Origin of the sequence: Megasphaera sp. SW808, from assembly GCF_012027795.1 — a bacterium.
Classification (GTDB): Bacteria; Bacillota; Negativicutes; order Veillonellales; family Megasphaeraceae; genus Megasphaera; species Megasphaera stantonii.
In genome coordinates this window covers 19,035-37,354 of record NZ_SJOT01000016.1, presented here as the reverse complement: position 1 = coordinate 37,354, position 18,320 = coordinate 19,035, and the positions used below count along the sequence as shown (strand labels likewise).

Sequence of the window (18,320 nt, the reverse complement as noted above, 5' to 3'; positions counted from 1 at the left end):
ACTCATCAGGGTGTAATCGTGGTATAATACATAAATTAACAGGAGTAATGGAAAGGGGGCGTCGGCTGTGGAACCTGTCGTACGCAGCGTGTTGGAGGCGTTGAACGAAGCCGGGTATGAAGCGTATATCGTCGGCGGCGCCGTCCGGGATCTGCTCATGAAGCGAGCGCCGCATGATTACGATGTGACGACGTCGGCGCGGCCTGAGGACATACGGGCCGTCGCGGCTGCCCGGGGCTGGCATACGGCGGAGATACAAAGCGAACGCTTCGGCATCGTCGTCCTCGTCGTCGGCGGCACGACGATCGAAACGGCGACGTTTCGCGGCGAGGCCTACGGCGACGACGCCCACCGTCCCGAGCAGGTCTGGTATGCGTCGACGCTGCGCGAGGACGTGCTGCGCCGCGACTTTACCGTCAACGCCCTGGCTATGGATAAGGACGGCCATATTTACGACTATACGGGCGGGCAGAAGGACATCCGCAAGAAACGACTGGTTACGGTCGGCGACGCGCGGCGGCGGTTTCAGGAAGACGCGCTGCGCCTGTTCCGGGCCTGCCGGTTTACAGGACAGCTTGATTTCCTGCCCGATAAAGAACTAATACGGGCGATGCCCGAGGCCTTTCACCGCGTTGCCGGCCTGTCCGTCGAGAGGGTCGTCGGTGAAATCGACCGCCTCATGACGACGCCGGCGGCTTATAAAGGACTGGACGTGCTGGTGCGGACCGGTCTCGGCGCCTGCAGCTGCCGGCGCAGGGAAAACGGCGCGTATCAAGACGTGCCCATCTTGCCGGAGTGCAGCCATTTGCCGTCGACGCCCCAGTCGCGTCCCTTTCACCTGTTCGACGCCTGGTTTCATACGCTGGCCGTCGTGGCCCATACGCCGCCGGATTTGACCATTCGCTACGGAGCCTTTTTCCACGATGTCGCCAAGGGCATGCCGGGAATACGGGGCGTTCACAAAGGCCGCTATACGGACTATGGCCACGATGCCAAGGGTGCCGAAGTGGCCGAGGCTGTTTTGCTGCGGTGGCGCAAGCCACCGGATTTTGCTAAGCGGGTAGCCTGGCTGGTAAAGACCCATATGAAATTTCATTATTTTGCCAATACGGGGCAGGGCGACGTAGATAAATGGCTGCGGCGCGAAGCGCTGGAAGGGCCATTTCGCCGGACGGACGAGCTGGTGGAAGCCGTTCGGCAGGCGACGGCCGTAGCCTGCGGCGACGTCCTGGGCTGCGGCCATCGGAAAGCCGATACGAGCGGTACCGAATCGTTCGGCGAATACATGGCGCTGCTGGCCAGCCTGATGCCGGTCAGCACGAAGGATTTGCGTTACGACCGGCGCATACCGGATGCCTGCGGCCGCCGGACAGGCGAGTGCCTGCGCGTCCTGCTCAAGCGCGTGCAGAATAAGGAACTGCAGAACGATGCCGATATACTGGCCGAGGCAGCGGAGAAGTGGCTCAAGCGCCATACTGGAGATAGTACATGACGGAAGATAAGGATATAAAGCAATACAAAAAGATTCGAAAACGTATAGGAACGTGCGTATTGGTGCTGTTTGTATTCTGCGCTTTTATCAGCATGCGTCTCGTATATCTGCAGGTCGTCCAGCGGGGAGAGCTCACGAAGATGGCTGACAGCCAGGCAGAAACGGACCGAAAGCTCCAGTCGCCGCGGGGCACGATTTTTGACCGCAACGGCAAGGTGCTGGCTATCAGCGAAATGGCGAAATCCTTATACGCTGACCCGACGATGCTCAATAAGCCGCCTGCCGATATTGCACGCATGCTGGCGCCGTATTTGCGCATGCCGGAGGAGGACGTCCGAAAGGCCTTGGAAGAGGATACGGCCTTCGTGTGGCTGGAGCGGACCATGGATCACGAAAAATACGAAGGCGCGGCCCAGGTCATCAAGGAGCAGAAGCTGGAAGGGCTGCGGTTTATCGATGAAAACCACCGCTTTTATCCCAATAACGGCTTAGCCGCGCAGGTCATCGGGTTCGTCGGGGAAAACGACGAGGGCCTGGACGGCATCGAAATGATTTTGGATGAAGAAATACGGGGCAATGTGCAGACCTTTCGACTCATGACCGATAAGAATAACATTCCTATTTTTGATTCGGCTTTGGAAAAGATACTGCCAGACAAAGAACGGTCTGTCCGGCTGACGCTGGACAGTACGATTCAATTCCTGGCGGAAAAAAGCCTGGACGGCATCATGGAGCGAAGCCGTCCCGAAGGCGCGGCAGTCATCGTCATGGACCCTAAGACGGGCGAAATCCTGGCTATGGCCAGCCGGCCCGGGTATAATTTGAACGAATTCGGCAAGGGCAGCGCCGAACAGTATCGCAACCGGGCCGTCGTCAACCTGTACGAACCGGGGTCGACGTTCAAGCCGATTATGGCCGCTGCGGCTATCGATTCGGGAAAATGGGACGTAAACCGCGTATACCACGACGTTGGGTATATTCAGGTCGCCGACCGGACGATTCAGAACTGGGACGAAGAAGGCCTGGGCGACGTTACGGTAAAGGATATATTGAAATTTTCCATCAATACAGGCATGGTTAAAATGGGGCTGACCACGGGCGGACAGACGATGATTGACTACGCCAAGCGCTTCGGCTTCGGCAAGGCGACGGGCATTGAGCTGGCCGGCGAAGGGTCGGGCATTCTGTTTGATGCCGACGATATGAGCGAAGTCGACGAAGCGACCATGGCTATCGGCCAGAGTATTGCTGTCACGCCGCTGCAGATGGTGCAGGCCTTCGGGGCCATCGCCAACGGCGGCCGCATGATGAAGCCTTTTATTATCAAGGAAATCGATAATCCCGATGGCAGCGTATACCAAAAGACGGAGCCCCAGGAAATTGGGCGGCCTATTAAGGAAGAAACGGCTTCATTAATCAGTAAAATACTGGCAGAGGAAATTTCTTCCGGCGGCGGCCAGACGGCGAAGATCGATGGATACGAATTCTGCGGCAAGACCGGCACGGCCCAGCGGCTGGACCCTGTGCATGGCGGGTATGCCGAAGGGCAGTATATCGGTTCGTTCGTCGGGTTCGGCCCGCTGGAAGATCCGCAGTACGTCGTCCTCATCGTCGTGGATAATCCGAAGGGGGCCTATTACGGGGCCGAAGTAGCGGCTCCCGTATTTAAGGAGATGATGACGGACATCGTCCGCATCAAGGGCATCCGCCCGTCCCAGCCTGTAGCATGGATGATAGAAGCGGGCAAGAAGCCGCGCGAGCCGAAGAAGACGCGGGACATACCGCCGATTCATCGGACTGATGAAGGCGTCCTGCTTCCGTCTTTTATAGGCTGGGACAGCCGCGAAGTCAACGACTGGCTGAACGAGGCCGGCCTTGGCTTCGTACCGAACGGCACGGGACAAGCCGTATATCAGGTTCCGCAGGGAGGAAGCTACGTTCCTCCGGGGAACAATGTCACAGTAACATTTATGCGTTAAAGGAGGAGTGGATGTGAAGCTGTTGGACGGAAAGGAAGTGGCTGCGTTTCACCGCAGCCGTATAGAGCGCCGTATCGCCGCGCTGCAGAAGGGGCACATCCAGCCGAAACTGGTCATTTTGTTGGCAGGCGGCGACAAGCCGTCGGCTATGTATGCCGCGTCTATGCAGAAGACGGCGCGTTCCGTCGGATTACAGGCAGATATGTATCAATATGAGGCGGCGGTGCAGGAGGCGGAGCTGCTCGCCCGTATAGAACAGTGCAATGCTGACAGTTCCGTGTTCGGCATCTTGCTTATGATGCCCCTGCCGCCGCATCTCGACGCCCAGCGCGTCGTCAACACGATCCGTCCGGACAAAGACGCAGACGGTCTGACGGACAGCAATGTGGCGCGCTTATTTACGGGGCGGCCGGCTTTTGTGCCCTGCACGCCCCAGGCCGTCATGGCGATTCTGGATTATTACGGCGTCGAACTGGCCGGCAAGGAAGTCGTCGTCATCGGCCGGAGCGCCGTCGTCGGCAAGCCTTTGGCGCAGCTGTGCCTGGCCCGCAACGCTACGGTCACCCAGTGCCATACGGGTACGGCAGACTTAAAGACCGTGACGAGACGGGGCGACGTCGTCATCGCCGCCGTAGGCAAAGCCGGGCTGGTTACGGCCGATATGATTAAGCCCGGAGCCGTCGTCATCGACGTCGGCATCAACCGCGTAGACGGCAAAACCGTAGGCGACGTCGCTTTCGACGAGGTTGCAGGCGTAGCCGGAGCGGTGACTCCCGTACCTGGCGGCGTCGGAGCGGTGACGACTATGATGGTATTGGCCAACGTCATCGGCGGAACGACGCACAGCATGTAAGATTTGAATTGAGGTGGAAGAAATGCATATTTTGGATACGTTTTTAATTCATTATTTACATCGGTTTGACAAGTACTGCTTTACAGTAGAACTGCATGATAAAAAGTATACCATTGGCAGCGGTCAGCCCTTATTTAACGTCGTCATTCATAAGGATATTCCCAAGCGCGAGCTGCTGTCCTCGACATCCCTGGCCTTGGGCGAAGCGTATATGCGCAAGGATTTGGAAATCGAAGGCGATTTGTTCACGGCCCTGCAGTGCATTTTAAGCCAGACCAGCCAGTTTTCTTTGGACAAGAGCTCTCTGAAGCGGATTTTATACACGCCGGAATCCAAATCCTATCAGAAGCAGCAGGTTTCGTCTCATTACGATTTGGGTAACGATTTTTATCAATTATGGCTTGACCCGTCAATGAGTTATTCCTGCGCTTATTTCAAGCAGGAAGACGATACGCTTGAACAGGCCCAGCACAACAAGGTCCACTATATTTTGGAAAAGCTGCACCTGCAGCCGGGCATGAGCCTCCTCGATATCGGCTGCGGCTGGGGCTACCTGCTCATCGAAGCGGCGCAGAAATACGGCGTAAAAGGCTATGGCTGCACGCTGAGCCACGAACAGTGGAAAAAGGGGCAGGAACGCATCGAAGCCCTGGGGCTGCAGGGACAGGTACAAATCGATCTGATCGACTACCGTGATCTGGTTAAAGAAGGACGGACCTATGACCGCATCGTCAGCGTCGGCATGCTGGAACACGTAGGCCGTTCCAATTATTCCATATACATGGAAACGGCGGACCACCTGCTGAAGGACGGCGGCTTGTTCCTTCTCCATTACATCAGCGGCCTCGATGAAAGCGTCGGCAATCCCTGGATGCGCAAATATATCTTCCCAGGCGGTACCTTGCCGTCTCTGCGTGAAATTATCAGCATCGCCTACAACTGCGATTTCCGGGTCATCGATGTCGAAAGCCTGCGCCGTCACTATTACAAGACGCTCATGTGCTGGTACGATAATTTCCAGAAGGTCCGCGGCCAGGTTGCGGCCGAACGGGGCGAAGAATTTGTCCGCATGTGGGATTTATATCTCTGCGGCTGCGCCGCAGCGTTTTACATCGGCAATATCGACCTGCATCAAGTGCTGATGACCAAAGGCGTCAACAACGAATTACCCATGACTCGCTGGTATTAATTTCATAACCATAAAAAATGCGCTTTTCTCTATGTGAAGGAAAGCGCATTTTTTATGGTTATGTATGTGTAAAATGCAAATATCGTATGCTTGACTTTTATAATAAATGAGATTATACTGTAATTAAGTTAAACGTTATACGAATTTTGTGAAATCTATTGTAAGGCTGTTTATCAGAAAAGGAGTGTACTATATGATTAAGCAGATTATTAAAACTGTAGATGGAAATGAAGCAACGGCTGATGTAGCATATGCTTTTACGGAAGTAGCTACGATTTATCCTATTACGCCGTCGTCTCCTATGGCGGAGCATGTCGACGTATGGGCGGCTAACGGAAGAAAGAATTTGTTTGGCCAGCCGGTTAAGCTGGTAGAAATGCAGTCTGAAGCCGGCGCTATCGGCGCCGTTCACGGCGCGTCGGAAACGGGCAGCCTGTGTTCGTCCTTTACGGCGTCTCAGGGCCTCATGCTTATGATTCCCGTCATGCACCGCTTATCGGGTGAATTAAAGCCTGTCGTCCTTCACGTGGCGGCTCGTACGGTTGGGACCCATACGATGTCTATTTTCGGCGACCATTCCGACGTCATGGGCTGCCGCAATACGGGCTGGGCCATGCTGTGCAGCGCCAGCGTACAGGAATGCGCCGACTTGGCGGCAGTAGCTCATTTATCGACGATTAAGGGCCACGTTCCTTTCATGCATTTCTTCGACGGCTTCCGCACGTCTCATGAAATCCAGAAAATCAGCATGCTGCCGGAAGACGAATTGAAAAAGCTGATCGATAAAGACGCCTTGTATGACTTTAAGCATCACGGCTTAAATCCGGAACATCCGGTAATCCGCAGCACCGTTACCAATCCGGACATGTTCTTCCAGTCCCGTGAAGCCAATAACTCCTGGTACGACCGCCTTCCGTACATCGTGGAAGACTATATGGACAAGATCAGCGAGCTGACGGGCCGTACTTACAAATTATTCAACTACTACGGCGATCCGGAAGCAGAGCACGTCGTCGTTGCCATGGGTTCTGTTACCGGCGCGATTCAGGAAGTCGTAGACTCGCTGAACGCCCAGGGCAAGAAGGTCGGCTACGTGCAGGTACACTTGTTCCGGCCTTTCTCGCTGGAGCACTTCATGCAGGCCTTGCCGGAAACGGTTCGCTCTATTACCGTTATGGACCGGACGAAGGAACCGGGCGCCTTAGGCGAGCCGCTGTTTGAAGATGTCTGCGCTGCTGTAGAACATACGGGACGCTATATTCCTATCATGGCCTGCCGCTACGGCTTGTCGTCCAAGGACGTGCCGCCGGCGTCGATTCACGCTGTATTCCGCAATATGGAATCGCTGCAGCCGAAGAAGCACTTCACCTTGGGCATCATCGACGACGTAACGCACTTGTCCTTGCCGGATGTACCCATTCAGATCGACGACCAAGGCACGGTAAGCTGCAAGTTCTGGGGCTTCGGCTCGGACGGTACGGTTGGCGCGAACAAAAACTCCATTAAGATTATCGGCGACAATACGGATATGTACGTTCAGGCCTATTTTGAATACGATACGAAAAAATCGGGCGGCGTGACGAAATCCCATCTCCGCTTTGGCAAGAATCCGATCCGCTCGACTTATTACATCAAGCAGGCCGATTTCCTGGCATGTCATAAACAGGCATACATGGATTCGTACGACATCGTCAGCGAAGTAAAGGATGGCGGCATCTTCCTGCTGAACTGCAGCTGGAGCCCCGAAGAGCTGGAACAGCATCTGAGCAATAAGGTAAAACGGCAGATTGCCGAAAAGGGGCTGCGCTTCTACACGATTGACGCAACGAAGATCGCCGAAGAAATCGGCCTCGGCAGCAATCGTACCAATACGGTTCTGCAGGCTTCCTTCTTCAAGCTGACGGAAATCCTGCCTATCGAAGACGCCGTCCGCTACATGAAAGAAGCTATCGCCAAGACGTATCTGGCAAAGGGCGAAGCCGTCATTTCCATGAACCAGGCCGCTGTGGACCGGGGCATTACGGGCCTCGTCGCCGTCGACGTGCCGGAAAGCTGGAAGCAGCTGCCGGCAGATCCTCCGAAAGCCGAAAGTGGTCTGCCTGATTTCATTACGAAAATTGTAGAACCGTCTAATGCGCAGCTGGGCGATACGATTCCCGTCAGCGAATTCGTACAGTATGCCGACGGCTCCTATCCCTTGGGCTCGACGAAATATGAAAAGAGAGGCATTGCTTCGACTGTGCCGGAATGGATCGTTGAAAACTGCGTCCAGTGCAACCGCTGCGCCCTCGTTTGCCCGCATGCCGCTATCCGTCCGTACTTGGTAACGGCTGATGAAAAGAAGGCGGCTCCGGCTGGTTTCACGACGAAGAAAGCCGTCGGCAAGGGCCTGGAAGAATATGAATTCCGCGTTCAGGTATCGCCTCTTGACTGCTACAGCTGCGGCACCTGCGTCAACGTCTGCCCGGCCAAGGAAAAAGCGCTGGTCATGAAGCCTCTCGACACGCAGCGCCATGAAAGCGCAAACTGGGATTACGCCCAGACGATTGCGCCGAAGGCTACAGGCCTTGATAAGTTTTCCGTCAAGGGCAGCCAGTTCAACCAGCCCCTCCTCGAGTTCTCCGGCGCCTGCGCAGGCTGCGCGGAAACGGCGTACATGAAGATCTTGACCCAGCTGTTTGGGCCGCGCATGCTCGTAGCCAACGCGACGGGATGCACCCAGGCCTGGGGTTCCGCGATGCCGAGCATTCCCTATACGACGAACAGCGAAGGCTTCGGTCCGGCTTGGTCCAACTCCGTATTTGAAGACAACGCTGAATTTGCCCTCGGCATGTCCTTGTCCATGACGCAGCAGCGCGACGATATCCGTCTCAAATCGGAACAACTCCTGCCGCTGACGGACGGTGCGCTGCACGACGCGATTCAGGCATGGCTTGACTCCATCGGCGTGGAAAACGAAGGAGAAGTCACGGAAGGCATCAGCCGCGCATATATTAAGGCGTTGGGTGAAGCTGAACTGACCGGCGAAGCTGCCGAACTGCAGAAATACATCTTAGCCCATAAAGAACATATCATCAAAAAGACGATCTGGATGTACGGCGGCGACGGCTGGGCCTACGACATTGGCTACGGCGGCTTGGATCACGTCATGGCCATGAACGCCAACCTGAACGTCATGCTCGTCGATACGGAAGTATATTCCAATACGGGCGGCCAGTCGTCCAAGGCTACGCCTGTCGGCGCAGTGGCTCAGTTCGCCGCGTCGGGCCGCAAGTTCAACAAGAAGGATCTGGGGCGTCTGCTCATGACGTACGGCCATATCTATGTCGCCCAGGTCGCTCTCGGCGCCGATCCGAACCAGCTTATCAAGGCCATCAAGGAAGCGGAAGCCTACGACGGCCCGTCCATCATCATCGCCTACTCGCCGTGCATCAATCACGGTATCCGCGGCGGCATGGGCAACGCCCAGGAAGAAATGAAGCGGGCTGTAGACTGCGGGTATTGGCACCTGTACCGGTACAACCCTGCGCTGGAAAAAGAAGGCAAGAACCCCTTCATCCTCGACTCGAAGGAACCGAAGGAATCGTTCCGCGAATACCTCATGGGCGAAACGCGGTACGCTGCCTTGACCCGGACCTTCCCGGATATTGCCGACGAACTGTTCGCCAAGGCCGAAGAATTTGCCAAGAAGAAGTATGAAATCTATAAAGAATTAGCAGATAAATAACTCGACGATCCTTAGAGTACATTATCTGTGACGACGGAGCTGCCGCGATGCACGAGGTGTCGCGGCAGCTCGTTTCATTTTATGGCTTCTCATGGTACAATACATACAAGAAAAGGCTGGTGATACGTATGAAAAAAATTTGGCTTATCCGGCATGGCGAGAGTATTGCCAATGCCGGCGAACCGACGCAGGACCATGCGGCGATCCCGCTGTCGGAAAAGGGGCTTCAGCAGGCCCAGGAGCTGGCTCTTGCCATCCCGTCGGCTCCCGATTTAATCGTCACGTCTCCTTTTTTGCGGGCCCAGCAGACGGCGATGCCGACGATCGGGCGGTTTCCTCAGGCCCATACGGGGATTTGGGACTGCATTCATGAATTTGTGTATCTGGCGCCGGCGACCTGCGTCGGCACGACCTTTGCCCAGCGGCGTCCCCGGGTCATCGCCTATTGGCGGAAGCTGGACCCAGATTATATCGACGGCGAAGGCGCCGAAAGCTACCGGCAGCTTATGGAACGGATTCAGTCGACGATAAGCCTCCTGCAGCGGCGTCCTGAACAATTTATTCTCCTGTTTACCCATGGGCAGTTTATACGCAATTTCCTTCTGGCGTACGAGCATCCGCAATGGACGGCAGAGCAGTGCATGGCTTCGTTTCGTCGGAGCGATCCGGTCCGCAACGGGCAAATCATAGAAATTTCCATGTAAAATATACTATCATGGTGTTGTTTTATGGCGATCCTCATGATATAATAAGATCAATATTAATAAATAATTACTATTGGTTAAAAATCGTGATAGGAGATGATCTGCATGGCCAATTTTATAGATGCTGTTAAGCAGAGACGGACGAATTATGCTCTGGGGAAAGAAATCCCCGTTTCAGAAGGTCAGATTGTAGAGACGATTCAGACCATGGTACGGGAAGTCCCGTCGGCATTCAACATGCAGTCCGGCAAGGTCGTCGTGGCCCTTGGCGCCGTGCACGACAGGATATGGGATATTACGATGGATACGCTGCGGGCTATCGTGCCGCCGGCCAATTTTGCCGTGACGGAACAGAAAATCCATTCCTTCGCCGCGGCCTACGGAACGGTCTTGTTTTTTGACGACACGTCTATTGTAGATGACCTGGCCCGGCAATTTCCGGCGTATGCCGATAATTTCCCCGTTTGGGCCCAGCAGGCTAACGGCATGATGCAGTTTGCCGTCTGGACAGCCCTGGCTGATTTGGGATTGGGTGTAAATATACAGCATTATAATCCCCTTATCGACGACGAGGTAAAACAGCTCGTCCATGCGCCGGAATCGTGGAAGCTCATTGCCCAGATGCCTTTCGGGCAAGTGCTGGAAGCTCCGAAGCCGATTCAAAAAGTACCTGTAGAAGAACGGGTGAAGATTGTACCCTAAGATGGCATATGAAAAACGCTCTCGCATATTTGCGGGAGCGTTTTGTCATACAGGGCCTTAGCTGATCGCAGCCTGGCCGAAATAGACGATGGCGCCTAATATTAGAATGTATGGGACGTATACTTTTAAAATCGCTTTGAGGATTTCGCTGTCTTTTCCCGTCAGGGAAATAGCTCCGACGGCGATGGCGATGCTCTGCGGGGAAATCATCTTGCCCACGCAGGTTCCCGCCGAGTTGGAAGCGGCCAGCCAAGTCGCGTTGGCGCCGATAGCCGCGGCCGCATCGGTCTGCAGATTGCCGAACAGGACGTTGCTCGACGTGCCGGAACCGGTGATGAAGGTGCCGATAGAACCGATGAGCGGAGCGATAAAGGGATACTGCTCGCCGGTGACGGCGACGGCTGTGCTGGCAATGTCGGCGGTCATACCGCTGTAGCCCATGACTTTGGCCGTGGCGATGACGGCGATAATGGTGATGATCGTATTGCGCAGGCCGCGGATCGTTTGAAGCAGTACGAAACCCATTTCAGAAAAAGACGCCTTTTGGATATACCCGCTGATAAAGGCGGCTAAGAAGATGAGCACGCCGGGCGTAGCCAGCCAGACAAAGGTATACGGCGCGCCGCCGGCCCCGCTGTAAATGAGGACGGATGTCTTGACGGAGCTTAGGGGTTCGTTGATAAAGGGGACGAATTTTGACGTGGCTAATAAAAACACGAAGATGAGGATAAAGGGGAGGCAGGCCAGCAGACCGCCTTTAACCGGCACGTGGGTCGGATGGATTTCCATATGATACGTCGGGTCGTTCGACGGGCGATATTTCGAATATAGGACGATCAGTCCCATGATGACGACAGATGAAATCATGACGGCTAGTTCGGGGCCGGCTATCGCCGAAATCAGCAGTTCCGGCAGGGCTAATCCCAGCCCGCACAATAGGGTCAGAAGGAATACGCCGCGCAGGGCCTTGACGGAATTGCCGACGACGATGACCATGAGGAAGGGACAGAGTATGTTGAGGGGCAAAAGCTGCAAACTGATGTAAGTCGATAACTGTACAGGATCTAAGCCGGTCAGGTTAGCCAATGTACTGGCCGGAATGCCAATGGAGCCGTACGTCGTTGGAACGGAATTGGCGATGAGACAGAGGAGGATGGCCTTGACGGGATGAAAGCCCATAGCCGCGAGCATACTGGCCGGGATAGCGATAGCCGTTCCGAAGCCGGCCATACCTTCCATGAACGCGCCGAAGCCCCAGCCGATGAGCAAGGCGAGGACGCGGCGGTCCTTGCTGACTGTCATGAGCATGTGCTTGATAATATCCATTGCTTTGGTGTATAAGGTCAAATTGTAGGTAAAAATAGCGGCGATGATGACCAGCAAAATAGGCCAGCAGGCTAAAGCCATTCCTTCTAATGCCGCCGTGACGGCGTCGATGCCTGACATATGGTAATACAAGAGGGCGACGAAGAACGAAATGAGCAGGGCCAGTGGACAGGCTTTGAAACTCTGCATTTTTAAGAATCCCAGAGAAACAACGAGCCATAAAATAGGTGAGAGGGCTAATACAAACGTCATAATCATGCATCCTTTCTAACAGTATGTGAAATAATTCCCGAATAATATGAGGTGACGAATAGGTGTTGAGGGCAATTTTTTGAAATATTCCTAATGGAAATCATAAAACACAAAACCAATTCGTGAAAGCTATAACTATATTATAATAGATAAAAGTAATTAATCAATGGTAAAATTAATTCATATATAGCATGATTGATAACGAATGATGCCAGATAGATAAACAGAATACATGAGGAACTATGAGCACGGAAACGCAAAAAACTGCCATGCAGAGGGCATGGCAGTCATGCGTTATATTCATGAACTTGTTAGAAACCGAGGTTTTCCCCGACGAGAAGTATTTTGATTCGGCCGGCCGGGCTGCAGCGGCGCGTGCGGACGAATTGGTTGCAAATGCTGCCTTCGCTGTTGCAGTCGGCGCACATACCCGTGACGATGCACGGCGTCGGAGCGGCGAAGCGCTGTTTGTTAATGGGAGCGGCTACTGTGCGCGCCCGGACGACGGCGTCTTCCAGGGTCGGAGCGACCTTGTTCATGCCGACGATGACGACGACTTGTTTCGGGCCGTATACCAGAGCGGCGACGCGGTTTCCGTTGCCGTCGATATTATAGAGCTGGCCATCTTCTGTCGCGGCGTTCGTTCCCATGATGAAGGTATCGCAGAGCAGGGCTTTGCGCATCAGCTCGACTCGTTCTTCCGGCGAGGCGGCGGCGTCGCGGTCGATGACCTGGTAGTGTTCCAGCACGTAGGGCCGCAGGCCAATTTCATTGATAGAAACGGACCCGCCCCAGGACACGACGTGGTCTGCCGGAATGAGGGCCAGCGCTTTTTGCAGCGCTTCTTCCTTCGTGGGACAGTAATAGGCTTCAAAGCCGCGCTTGGCAAAATTTTCCGCTACCTTCGGGCCTTTCTTATCGTACATTACATGCATCATATCGGATCGATCCATAGTAAAAACCTCCTCTTAGTACATACTTTATTTGTATATATTAAGAGTAGCCTATTTTTTTATTCTTGGCAATGAAGATATTTGCTCATATTTCGTAAATTTTTTGATGCTGCACGGCCATACGCGTATTGCGTCGATAGTTCTCAGGGACGGCTGCGAAACAAATTTCCGCGTGTCGTTATCTTTTAAATGTCGTGTTGTTAGTAACATTGCCCGATAAAACTATGCTGGCAATGGGCGAAAAGAGAACGACGCTGCTAGAGAGCCTCAGGTCATAGGAAAAGGTATCTTGTTTGCAGTCCCGAGCTCCCTGTCATGCATATTCTGCACGACAGCAACAGACGTAACAGCGCAGTGTGGTATCGGCCTATCTGGTGAAAGGGGAAGGCTTTGCCGTTGACATAGCAATTTTATACTTTTTATAATAATAGGTAATATTGATGAACAAGGAGTGATAAACATGAAGAAACGATTGGTATGTATGGCCATCGCGGCTTTTTCTGCGGCCTCGGCTTGCCTTGCCGCCGATAGACTGAATGAGGCTCCTGCAGCAGACTTGCATCGGACATTGACGCCGCAGGAAGCAAAACTGCAGATGGATCAGCAGACAGATCTTGTCGTCGTCGACGTGCGCACTCAGGAAGAATACGCGGCAGGTCATATTCCCTCTGCCGTGCTGCTGCCGGTAGAGCAGATTGAAGCAAAGGATGGTTCCGTCGCTAAGGTCCTGCCGGATAAAAACGCGGAAATCTTCGTATATTGCCGCAGCGGCAAGCGCGCCGGCCGGGCTGCAGCGGCGCTGATAGAACAGGGCTATACTAACGTCTGGAATATCGGCGGTATCATGGACTGGCCCTACGAGGTCGTAAAATAATAAAATTAGGAAAATAAAAAAAGCTGATTACAGTGTATGATATAACCGTAATCAGCTTTTTTGATATGGTGGAGATGAGGAGAGTCGAACTCCTGTCCGTAAATGCCGCCCCATGAACTTCTCCGAGCGCAGACCTTGTTTTATCGTCTCAAACAGCTGTCGTACAAGGACAAACTACGCTGTTCCAGCCTGTGAGTTTCCCGCTGCGGCGGCCAGACCCATGCCGCAGGGTATCCCGCTAAGTGACGTCTGCAAACTGCCCGCAGGATTAGCAGCAAGAGACGTTAGCCGCGATTAGGCAGCTAAAGCAAAGTTTTGTTCTTTTGCGTTTAATTTAAAGGTTCACCGTTTTGCGGCCTGATGAAACGCCGGCTCGCTATTCATGATACAACCATCCACGTCGAAACCTTTACATCCCCATGGATTTATATAGTATATCATACCAGATAGGTTCTGACAATTCTTTATTTTGGATAATGCAGCGGAACAGAAAGATTAGGCAACAAAGAGTCTTGAAAGATTTGCAAATAAAATATATACTAGTTGCAGAAAATGTGTTGGTTTTTACGCAGCTTTTACGGGAAAAATACGTAATTTGTGCTATAATAAATGTGTTAAAAAGAGTATTCTAATAAGAGGCTTCAAAGAAAGGGGACGGCCCTTTGTTATATGTTATCAAATGGATATATGCGTGGCTGCTGCCGCTGGGAGGCATTATTCTGGCCCTGGGCCTTCTTGCTGCGTATCAGCGGCGCTGCCGGTCGGCAGGCGCCAAATGGCTGGCTGCCGTCGTTCTCGTATTGTACGCTTTGTCGATTGCGCCGGTGTCTAATTGGCTGCTGCGGCCCCTGGAACAGCAGTATGAGCAGCCTGCTGCGCAGGCGCTGGACGGCGATGTCATCATTATGCTGGGAGGCGGCGTGCTGGCCGGCGTGCCCGATGTAGATGGAGAAGGGCAGCTGAGCGGTGGGGCTGCCAACCGGTTTCTAACGGTTCTGCGCCTGCATCGAGCCCTCGGCCTTCCGCTGCTGCTGTCGGGCGGGAAGGTGATGCCCGACGACGCCAGCGAGAGCACCGTCGCTAGGCGCATGCTGCTGTCCCTGGGTGCGGCGGAATCTATGATTTATACTGATGAAGAGAGCCGCAATACGGTGGAGAACGCCGCTTTTTCCAAGGCCATCTGCGAGACCAACGGCTGGCGTCGCCCTATCGTCGTGACCAGTGCCTTTCATATGGAGCGGGCGGCCTATTTGTTCCGCCGAGAAGGCCTGGACATCACGCCGTATCCTTGCGATTACCGCGCCGGAACGGGAATATCTCTCTATTCCTTTGTTCCCCAGGCCAGCGTGCTGGCTGATTCCTGCCTAGCTATAAAAGAGTATGTCGGCCTGGCGGCGGCTAGGGCTGGGCTGCAATAATTACGGTGAAAAAAATATTGGGACAAATTTCGCCCAAGCTATTGCAAAAATGTACCCAGTGTGGCATACTATGGGTGTAAGGTGAATTAAACGAGTTAGTCAATTTGAATAGGTTTTGTAAAAAAGGAGTGTATCGACAATGATTAAAGTTGGTATTAATGGTTTTGGCCGTATTGGACGCTTTGTTTTCCGCGCTGCCCAGACTCGCGACGATATCGAAATCGTAGGCATCAACGACCTCTGCCCCGTAGATTACATGGCATACATGCTCAAATACGACACGATGCATGGCCAGTTCGACGGCACGATTGAAGCCGACGTTGAAAACAGCCGCTTGATCGTAAACGGCAAAGCTATCCGCGTAACGGCTGAAATGGATCCGGCAAACCTCAAATGGGACGAAGTCGGCGCTGAATACGTCGTTGAATCGACGGGCCGCTTCCTCACCATGGATTTGGCTGAAAAACACCTCCAGGCCGGCGCTAAATACGTCGTTCTGTCCGCTCCTTCCAAACAGGGCGAAGACGGCCGTCAGGCTGATATGTTCGTATGCGGCGTAAACACCGATACATACAAAGGCCAGACGATCGTTTCCAACGCTTCCTGCACGACGAACTGCCTGGCTCCGATCGCTAAAGTCCTCAACGACGCTTTCGGCGTTAAAGAAGGCCTCATGACGACGGTACATTCCACGACGGCTACGCAGAAAACTGTCGACGGCCCGTCCTTGAAAGACTGGCGCGGCGGCCGTGCTGCAGCCGGCAACATCATTCCGTCCTCCACGGGCGCAGCGAAAGCCGTAGGCAAAGTTATTCCTGAATTGAACGGCAAATTGACAGGCATGTCCATGCGCGTTCCGACGCTGGACGTTTCCGTTGTCGACCTCACGGTCAACCTGGCAAAACCGGCTACGTACGATGAAATCTGCGCTGCTATGAAGAAAGCTTCCGAAGGCGAACTGAAAGGCATTCTCGGCTACACGGAAGACGCTGTCGTATCGTCGGATTTCCTCGGCTGCACGCTCACGTCTATCTTCGACGCGAAAGCCGGCATCGCTTTGACAGATACATTCGTAAAAGTCGTTTCCTGGTACGACAACGAAATCGGCTACTCCAACAAGGTACTCGACCTCATCGCCGTCATGAACGACTACAACAGCAAAAACTAATTTGTAGCGACGCATTTCCCAACGGGTAAACAGCCTCCCGTTACAAATATTCAAGACCGAAATAGAAATACAATGAAAAGGCAGGGATTGCGAATTTCCCTGCTTTTTCTTTTCTTCACAGCCGGGCTGTAAAGGTAAAGAAGGAGATAGAAGTAATATGACAAAAAAGAAACCTGTAATGCTGGTTATTATGGATGGATTCGGCTGCAGCGATATTCAAAAGGACAACGCTGTGGCGCAGGCCGATTTAAAGGTGCTGCCGGCTCTTTGGAAGGAGTATCCCCACGCGCATTTAGGCGCATCGGGCGAAGACGTAGGTCTGCCTGACGGCCAGATCGGCAACTCCGAAGTCGGACATCTGAATATCGGCGCCGGCCGCATCGTCTATCAGGCCCTGACAAAGATCACCAAGGATATCCGCGAAGGCGCGTTTTTTGAAAAGCCCGCCCTTGTCGAAGCCATGGAAAACGTCAGGAAGCACGATTCGTCCCTGCATCTGCTGGGCCTCGTATCCCCGGGCGGCGTGCACAGCAGCGAACAGCATTTGTTCGGCCTGCTGGAAATGGCTAAGCGGTACGGCCTCCGGAAGGTATACGTTCATGCCTTTCTTGACGGCCGCGACGTACTGCCCCGCAGCGCCGGCGAATACTTGCAGGAATTAGAAGATAAATGTGCCGAGCTGGGCGTCGGTGAAATCGCGACAATCAGCGGCCGGTATTACGCCATGGACCGCGACAAGCGCTGGGACCGGGTAGAAAAGGCGTACCGTGCCGTCGCGCTGGGCCAGGGCCATGAAGAGCCGGATGCGCAGACATGCCTGAAACACTCCTACGCCGCCGACGTATCCGATGAATTCGTCGTTCCGACAATTATTCATAAACATCCCGTAGCCGACGGCGACAGCATGGTATTCTTCAACTTCCGCCCCGACCGGGCCCGCCAGCTTACGACGGCTTTTGTCTGCGATGATTTCGACGGCTTTGAACGGCCGAAGAAATTAGACGTGTACTTCGCTACGATGACCCGCTATGAAGATGATTTGCCGGTCCACGTCGTATATGATAAAGAAACGATAGCCAATACGCTGGGCGAAGTGCTGGCCAAGGCCGGCAAGAAGCAGCTGCGCATTGCCGAAACGGAAAAATATGCCCATGTGACGTATTTCTTCAACGGCGGCGAAGAAACGCCTAACGAAGGCGAAGACCGGATTCTCGTGCCGTCGCCTAAGGTCGCCACGTACGACCTGCAGCCGGAAATGAACGCGCCCGTCGTTACGGACAAGGTCGTCGAACGGATTGAAAGCGGCGAATACGACATGATCATGCTCAACTTCGCCAACGCTGACATGGTGGGCCATACGGGCGTGTTTGAAGCCGCCGTCAAGGCCGTGGAAACCGTCGACGCCTGCATCGGCCGCATCATAGACGCCTTGAAGACCGTCGACGGCCAGCTGCTGATCATCGCCGACCACGGCAATGCGGAACAGATGGCCGATCCGGAAACGGGCTCGCCCTATACGGCTCATACGACGAACCATGTGCCGTGCATTTTAGTCAGCGAAACCTATAAGCGCGCTAAGCTGCACGACGGTATTTTAGCCGACGTTGCGCCGACGCTGCTGACGATGGCCGGCATGGACATTCCTGCCGATATGACGGGAAAATGCTTGATCGACCTTTGATG

13 protein-coding genes and 1 other RNA gene are annotated in these 18,320 nt (G+C 53.9%); 11 read left to right on the top strand and 3 right to left on the bottom strand.

Annotation, left to right across the window (positions count from 1 at the left end; all coding sequences use genetic code 11):
• The first annotated feature begins 67 nt into the window (after positions 1-67).
• The 7 genes from E0L13_RS07210 to E0L13_RS07180 all read left to right on the top strand — a co-directional run bounded on the left by E0L13_RS07210 (position 68) and on the right by E0L13_RS07180 (position 10,646).
• Positions 68-1,492 (top strand): tRNA nucleotidyltransferase, encoded by a 1,425-nt coding sequence (locus E0L13_RS07210; protein ID WP_168061359.1) that lies wholly within the window; start codon positions 68-70, stop codon positions 1,490-1,492.
• Positions 1,489-3,471, top strand: a complete 1,983-nt coding sequence (locus tag E0L13_RS07205) for a penicillin-binding transpeptidase domain-containing protein (protein ID WP_168061357.1) — start codon at positions 1,489-1,491, stop codon at positions 3,469-3,471. Before E0L13_RS07210 ends, E0L13_RS07205 begins: the two co-directional genes overlap by 4 nt.
• A 13-nt stretch (positions 3,472-3,484) precedes the next feature.
• Complete coding sequence (locus E0L13_RS07200; protein ID WP_168061355.1) at positions 3,485-4,324, top strand: bifunctional 5,10-methylenetetrahydrofolate dehydrogenase/5,10-methenyltetrahydrofolate cyclohydrolase; 840 nt, start codon at positions 3,485-3,487, stop codon at positions 4,322-4,324.
• A gap of 22 nt (positions 4,325-4,346) precedes the next feature.
• Positions 4,347-5,513: a class I SAM-dependent methyltransferase gene (locus E0L13_RS07195; protein WP_168061353.1), complete on the top strand. Its 1,167-nt coding sequence runs from the start codon at positions 4,347-4,349 to the stop codon at positions 5,511-5,513.
• Positions 5,514-5,706: 193 nt separating this feature from the next.
• Positions 5,707-9,240 carry a pyruvate:ferredoxin (flavodoxin) oxidoreductase gene (nifJ, locus tag E0L13_RS07190; RefSeq protein ID WP_168061351.1) on the top strand — a complete coding sequence of 1,178 codons (3,534 nt, stop codon included), beginning with the start codon at positions 5,707-5,709 and terminating at the stop codon, positions 9,238-9,240.
• A 128-nt stretch (positions 9,241-9,368) separates the two neighbouring features.
• Entirely contained in the window at positions 9,369-9,944 is a 576-nt protein-coding gene (locus tag E0L13_RS07185; protein WP_168061349.1) for a histidine phosphatase family protein, read from the top strand.
• Positions 9,945-10,049: 105 nt separating this feature from the next.
• Positions 10,050-10,646 (top strand): nitroreductase family protein, encoded by a 597-nt coding sequence (locus E0L13_RS07180; RefSeq protein WP_168061347.1) that lies wholly within the window; start codon positions 10,050-10,052, stop codon positions 10,644-10,646.
• 57 nt (positions 10,647-10,703) lie between these two features.
• Here the strand turns inward: E0L13_RS07180 and E0L13_RS07175 are convergent, their stop codons facing one another.
• Both E0L13_RS07175 and E0L13_RS07170 read right to left on the bottom strand, forming a co-directional pair.
• On the bottom strand, positions 10,704-12,224 hold the full coding sequence (locus E0L13_RS07175) for an L-lactate permease (RefSeq protein WP_168061345.1): 1,521 nt from the start codon (positions 12,222-12,224) through the stop codon (positions 10,704-10,706).
• 311 nt (positions 12,225-12,535) lie between these two features.
• Positions 12,536-13,177 (bottom strand): lactate utilization protein, encoded by a 642-nt coding sequence (locus E0L13_RS07170; protein ID WP_168061343.1) that lies wholly within the window; start codon positions 13,175-13,177, stop codon positions 12,536-12,538.
• A gap of 460 nt (positions 13,178-13,637) precedes the next feature.
• Between E0L13_RS07170 and E0L13_RS07165 the strand changes: the two genes are divergently transcribed.
• Complete coding sequence (locus tag E0L13_RS07165; protein ID WP_206081570.1) at positions 13,638-14,051, top strand: rhodanese-like domain-containing protein; 414 nt, start codon at positions 13,638-13,640, stop codon at positions 14,049-14,051.
• A 66-nt stretch (positions 14,052-14,117) separates the two neighbouring features.
• On the opposite strand, the gene ssrA is transcribed toward E0L13_RS07165, so the two are convergent.
• Positions 14,118-14,470, bottom strand: a transfer-messenger RNA (tmRNA) gene (ssrA, locus tag E0L13_RS07160).
• A 243-nt stretch (positions 14,471-14,713) separates the two neighbouring features.
• On the opposite strand from ssrA, the gene E0L13_RS07155 reads away from it, so the two are divergent.
• The 3 genes from E0L13_RS07155 to gpmI all read left to right on the top strand — a co-directional run bounded on the left by E0L13_RS07155 (position 14,714) and on the right by gpmI (position 18,318).
• Positions 14,714-15,469 carry a YdcF family protein gene (locus E0L13_RS07155; RefSeq protein WP_168061341.1) on the top strand — a complete coding sequence of 252 codons (756 nt, stop codon included), beginning with the start codon at positions 14,714-14,716 and terminating at the stop codon, positions 15,467-15,469.
• Between the two features lie 139 nt (positions 15,470-15,608).
• On the top strand, positions 15,609-16,637 hold the full coding sequence (gene gap / locus E0L13_RS07150) for a type I glyceraldehyde-3-phosphate dehydrogenase (RefSeq protein WP_087478325.1): 1,029 nt from the start codon (positions 15,609-15,611) through the stop codon (positions 16,635-16,637).
• A gap of 157 nt (positions 16,638-16,794) precedes the next feature.
• Positions 16,795-18,318: a 2,3-bisphosphoglycerate-independent phosphoglycerate mutase gene (gene gpmI / locus E0L13_RS07145; RefSeq protein ID WP_168061339.1), complete on the top strand. Its 1,524-nt coding sequence runs from the start codon at positions 16,795-16,797 to the stop codon at positions 18,316-18,318.
• The last annotated feature ends 2 nt before the right edge of the window (positions 18,319-18,320 follow it).

Coding starts and splice junctions, on each gene's coding strand:
- E0L13_RS07205 (WP_168061357.1), top strand. CDS start 1,489: ATGACGGAAGATAAGGATATAAAGCAATACAAAAAGATTCGAAAACGT.
- E0L13_RS07195 (WP_168061353.1), top strand. CDS start 4,347: ATGCATATTTTGGATACGTTTTTAATTCATTATTTACATCGGTTTGAC.
- nifJ (WP_168061351.1), top strand. CDS start 5,707: ATGATTAAGCAGATTATTAAAACTGTAGATGGAAATGAAGCAACGGCT.
- E0L13_RS07185 (WP_168061349.1), top strand. CDS start 9,369: ATGAAAAAAATTTGGCTTATCCGGCATGGCGAGAGTATTGCCAATGCC.
- E0L13_RS07180 (WP_168061347.1), top strand. CDS start 10,050: ATGGCCAATTTTATAGATGCTGTTAAGCAGAGACGGACGAATTATGCT.
- E0L13_RS07175 (WP_168061345.1), bottom strand. CDS start 12,224: ATGACGTTTGTATTAGCCCTCTCACCTATTTTATGGCTCGTTGTTTCT.
- E0L13_RS07170 (WP_168061343.1), bottom strand. CDS start 13,177: ATGGATCGATCCGATATGATGCATGTAATGTACGATAAGAAAGGCCCG.
- E0L13_RS07165 (WP_206081570.1), top strand. CDS start 13,638: ATGAAGAAACGATTGGTATGTATGGCCATCGCGGCTTTTTCTGCGGCC.
- gap (WP_087478325.1), top strand. CDS start 15,609: ATGATTAAAGTTGGTATTAATGGTTTTGGCCGTATTGGACGCTTTGTT.
- gpmI (WP_168061339.1), top strand. CDS start 16,795: ATGACAAAAAAGAAACCTGTAATGCTGGTTATTATGGATGGATTCGGC.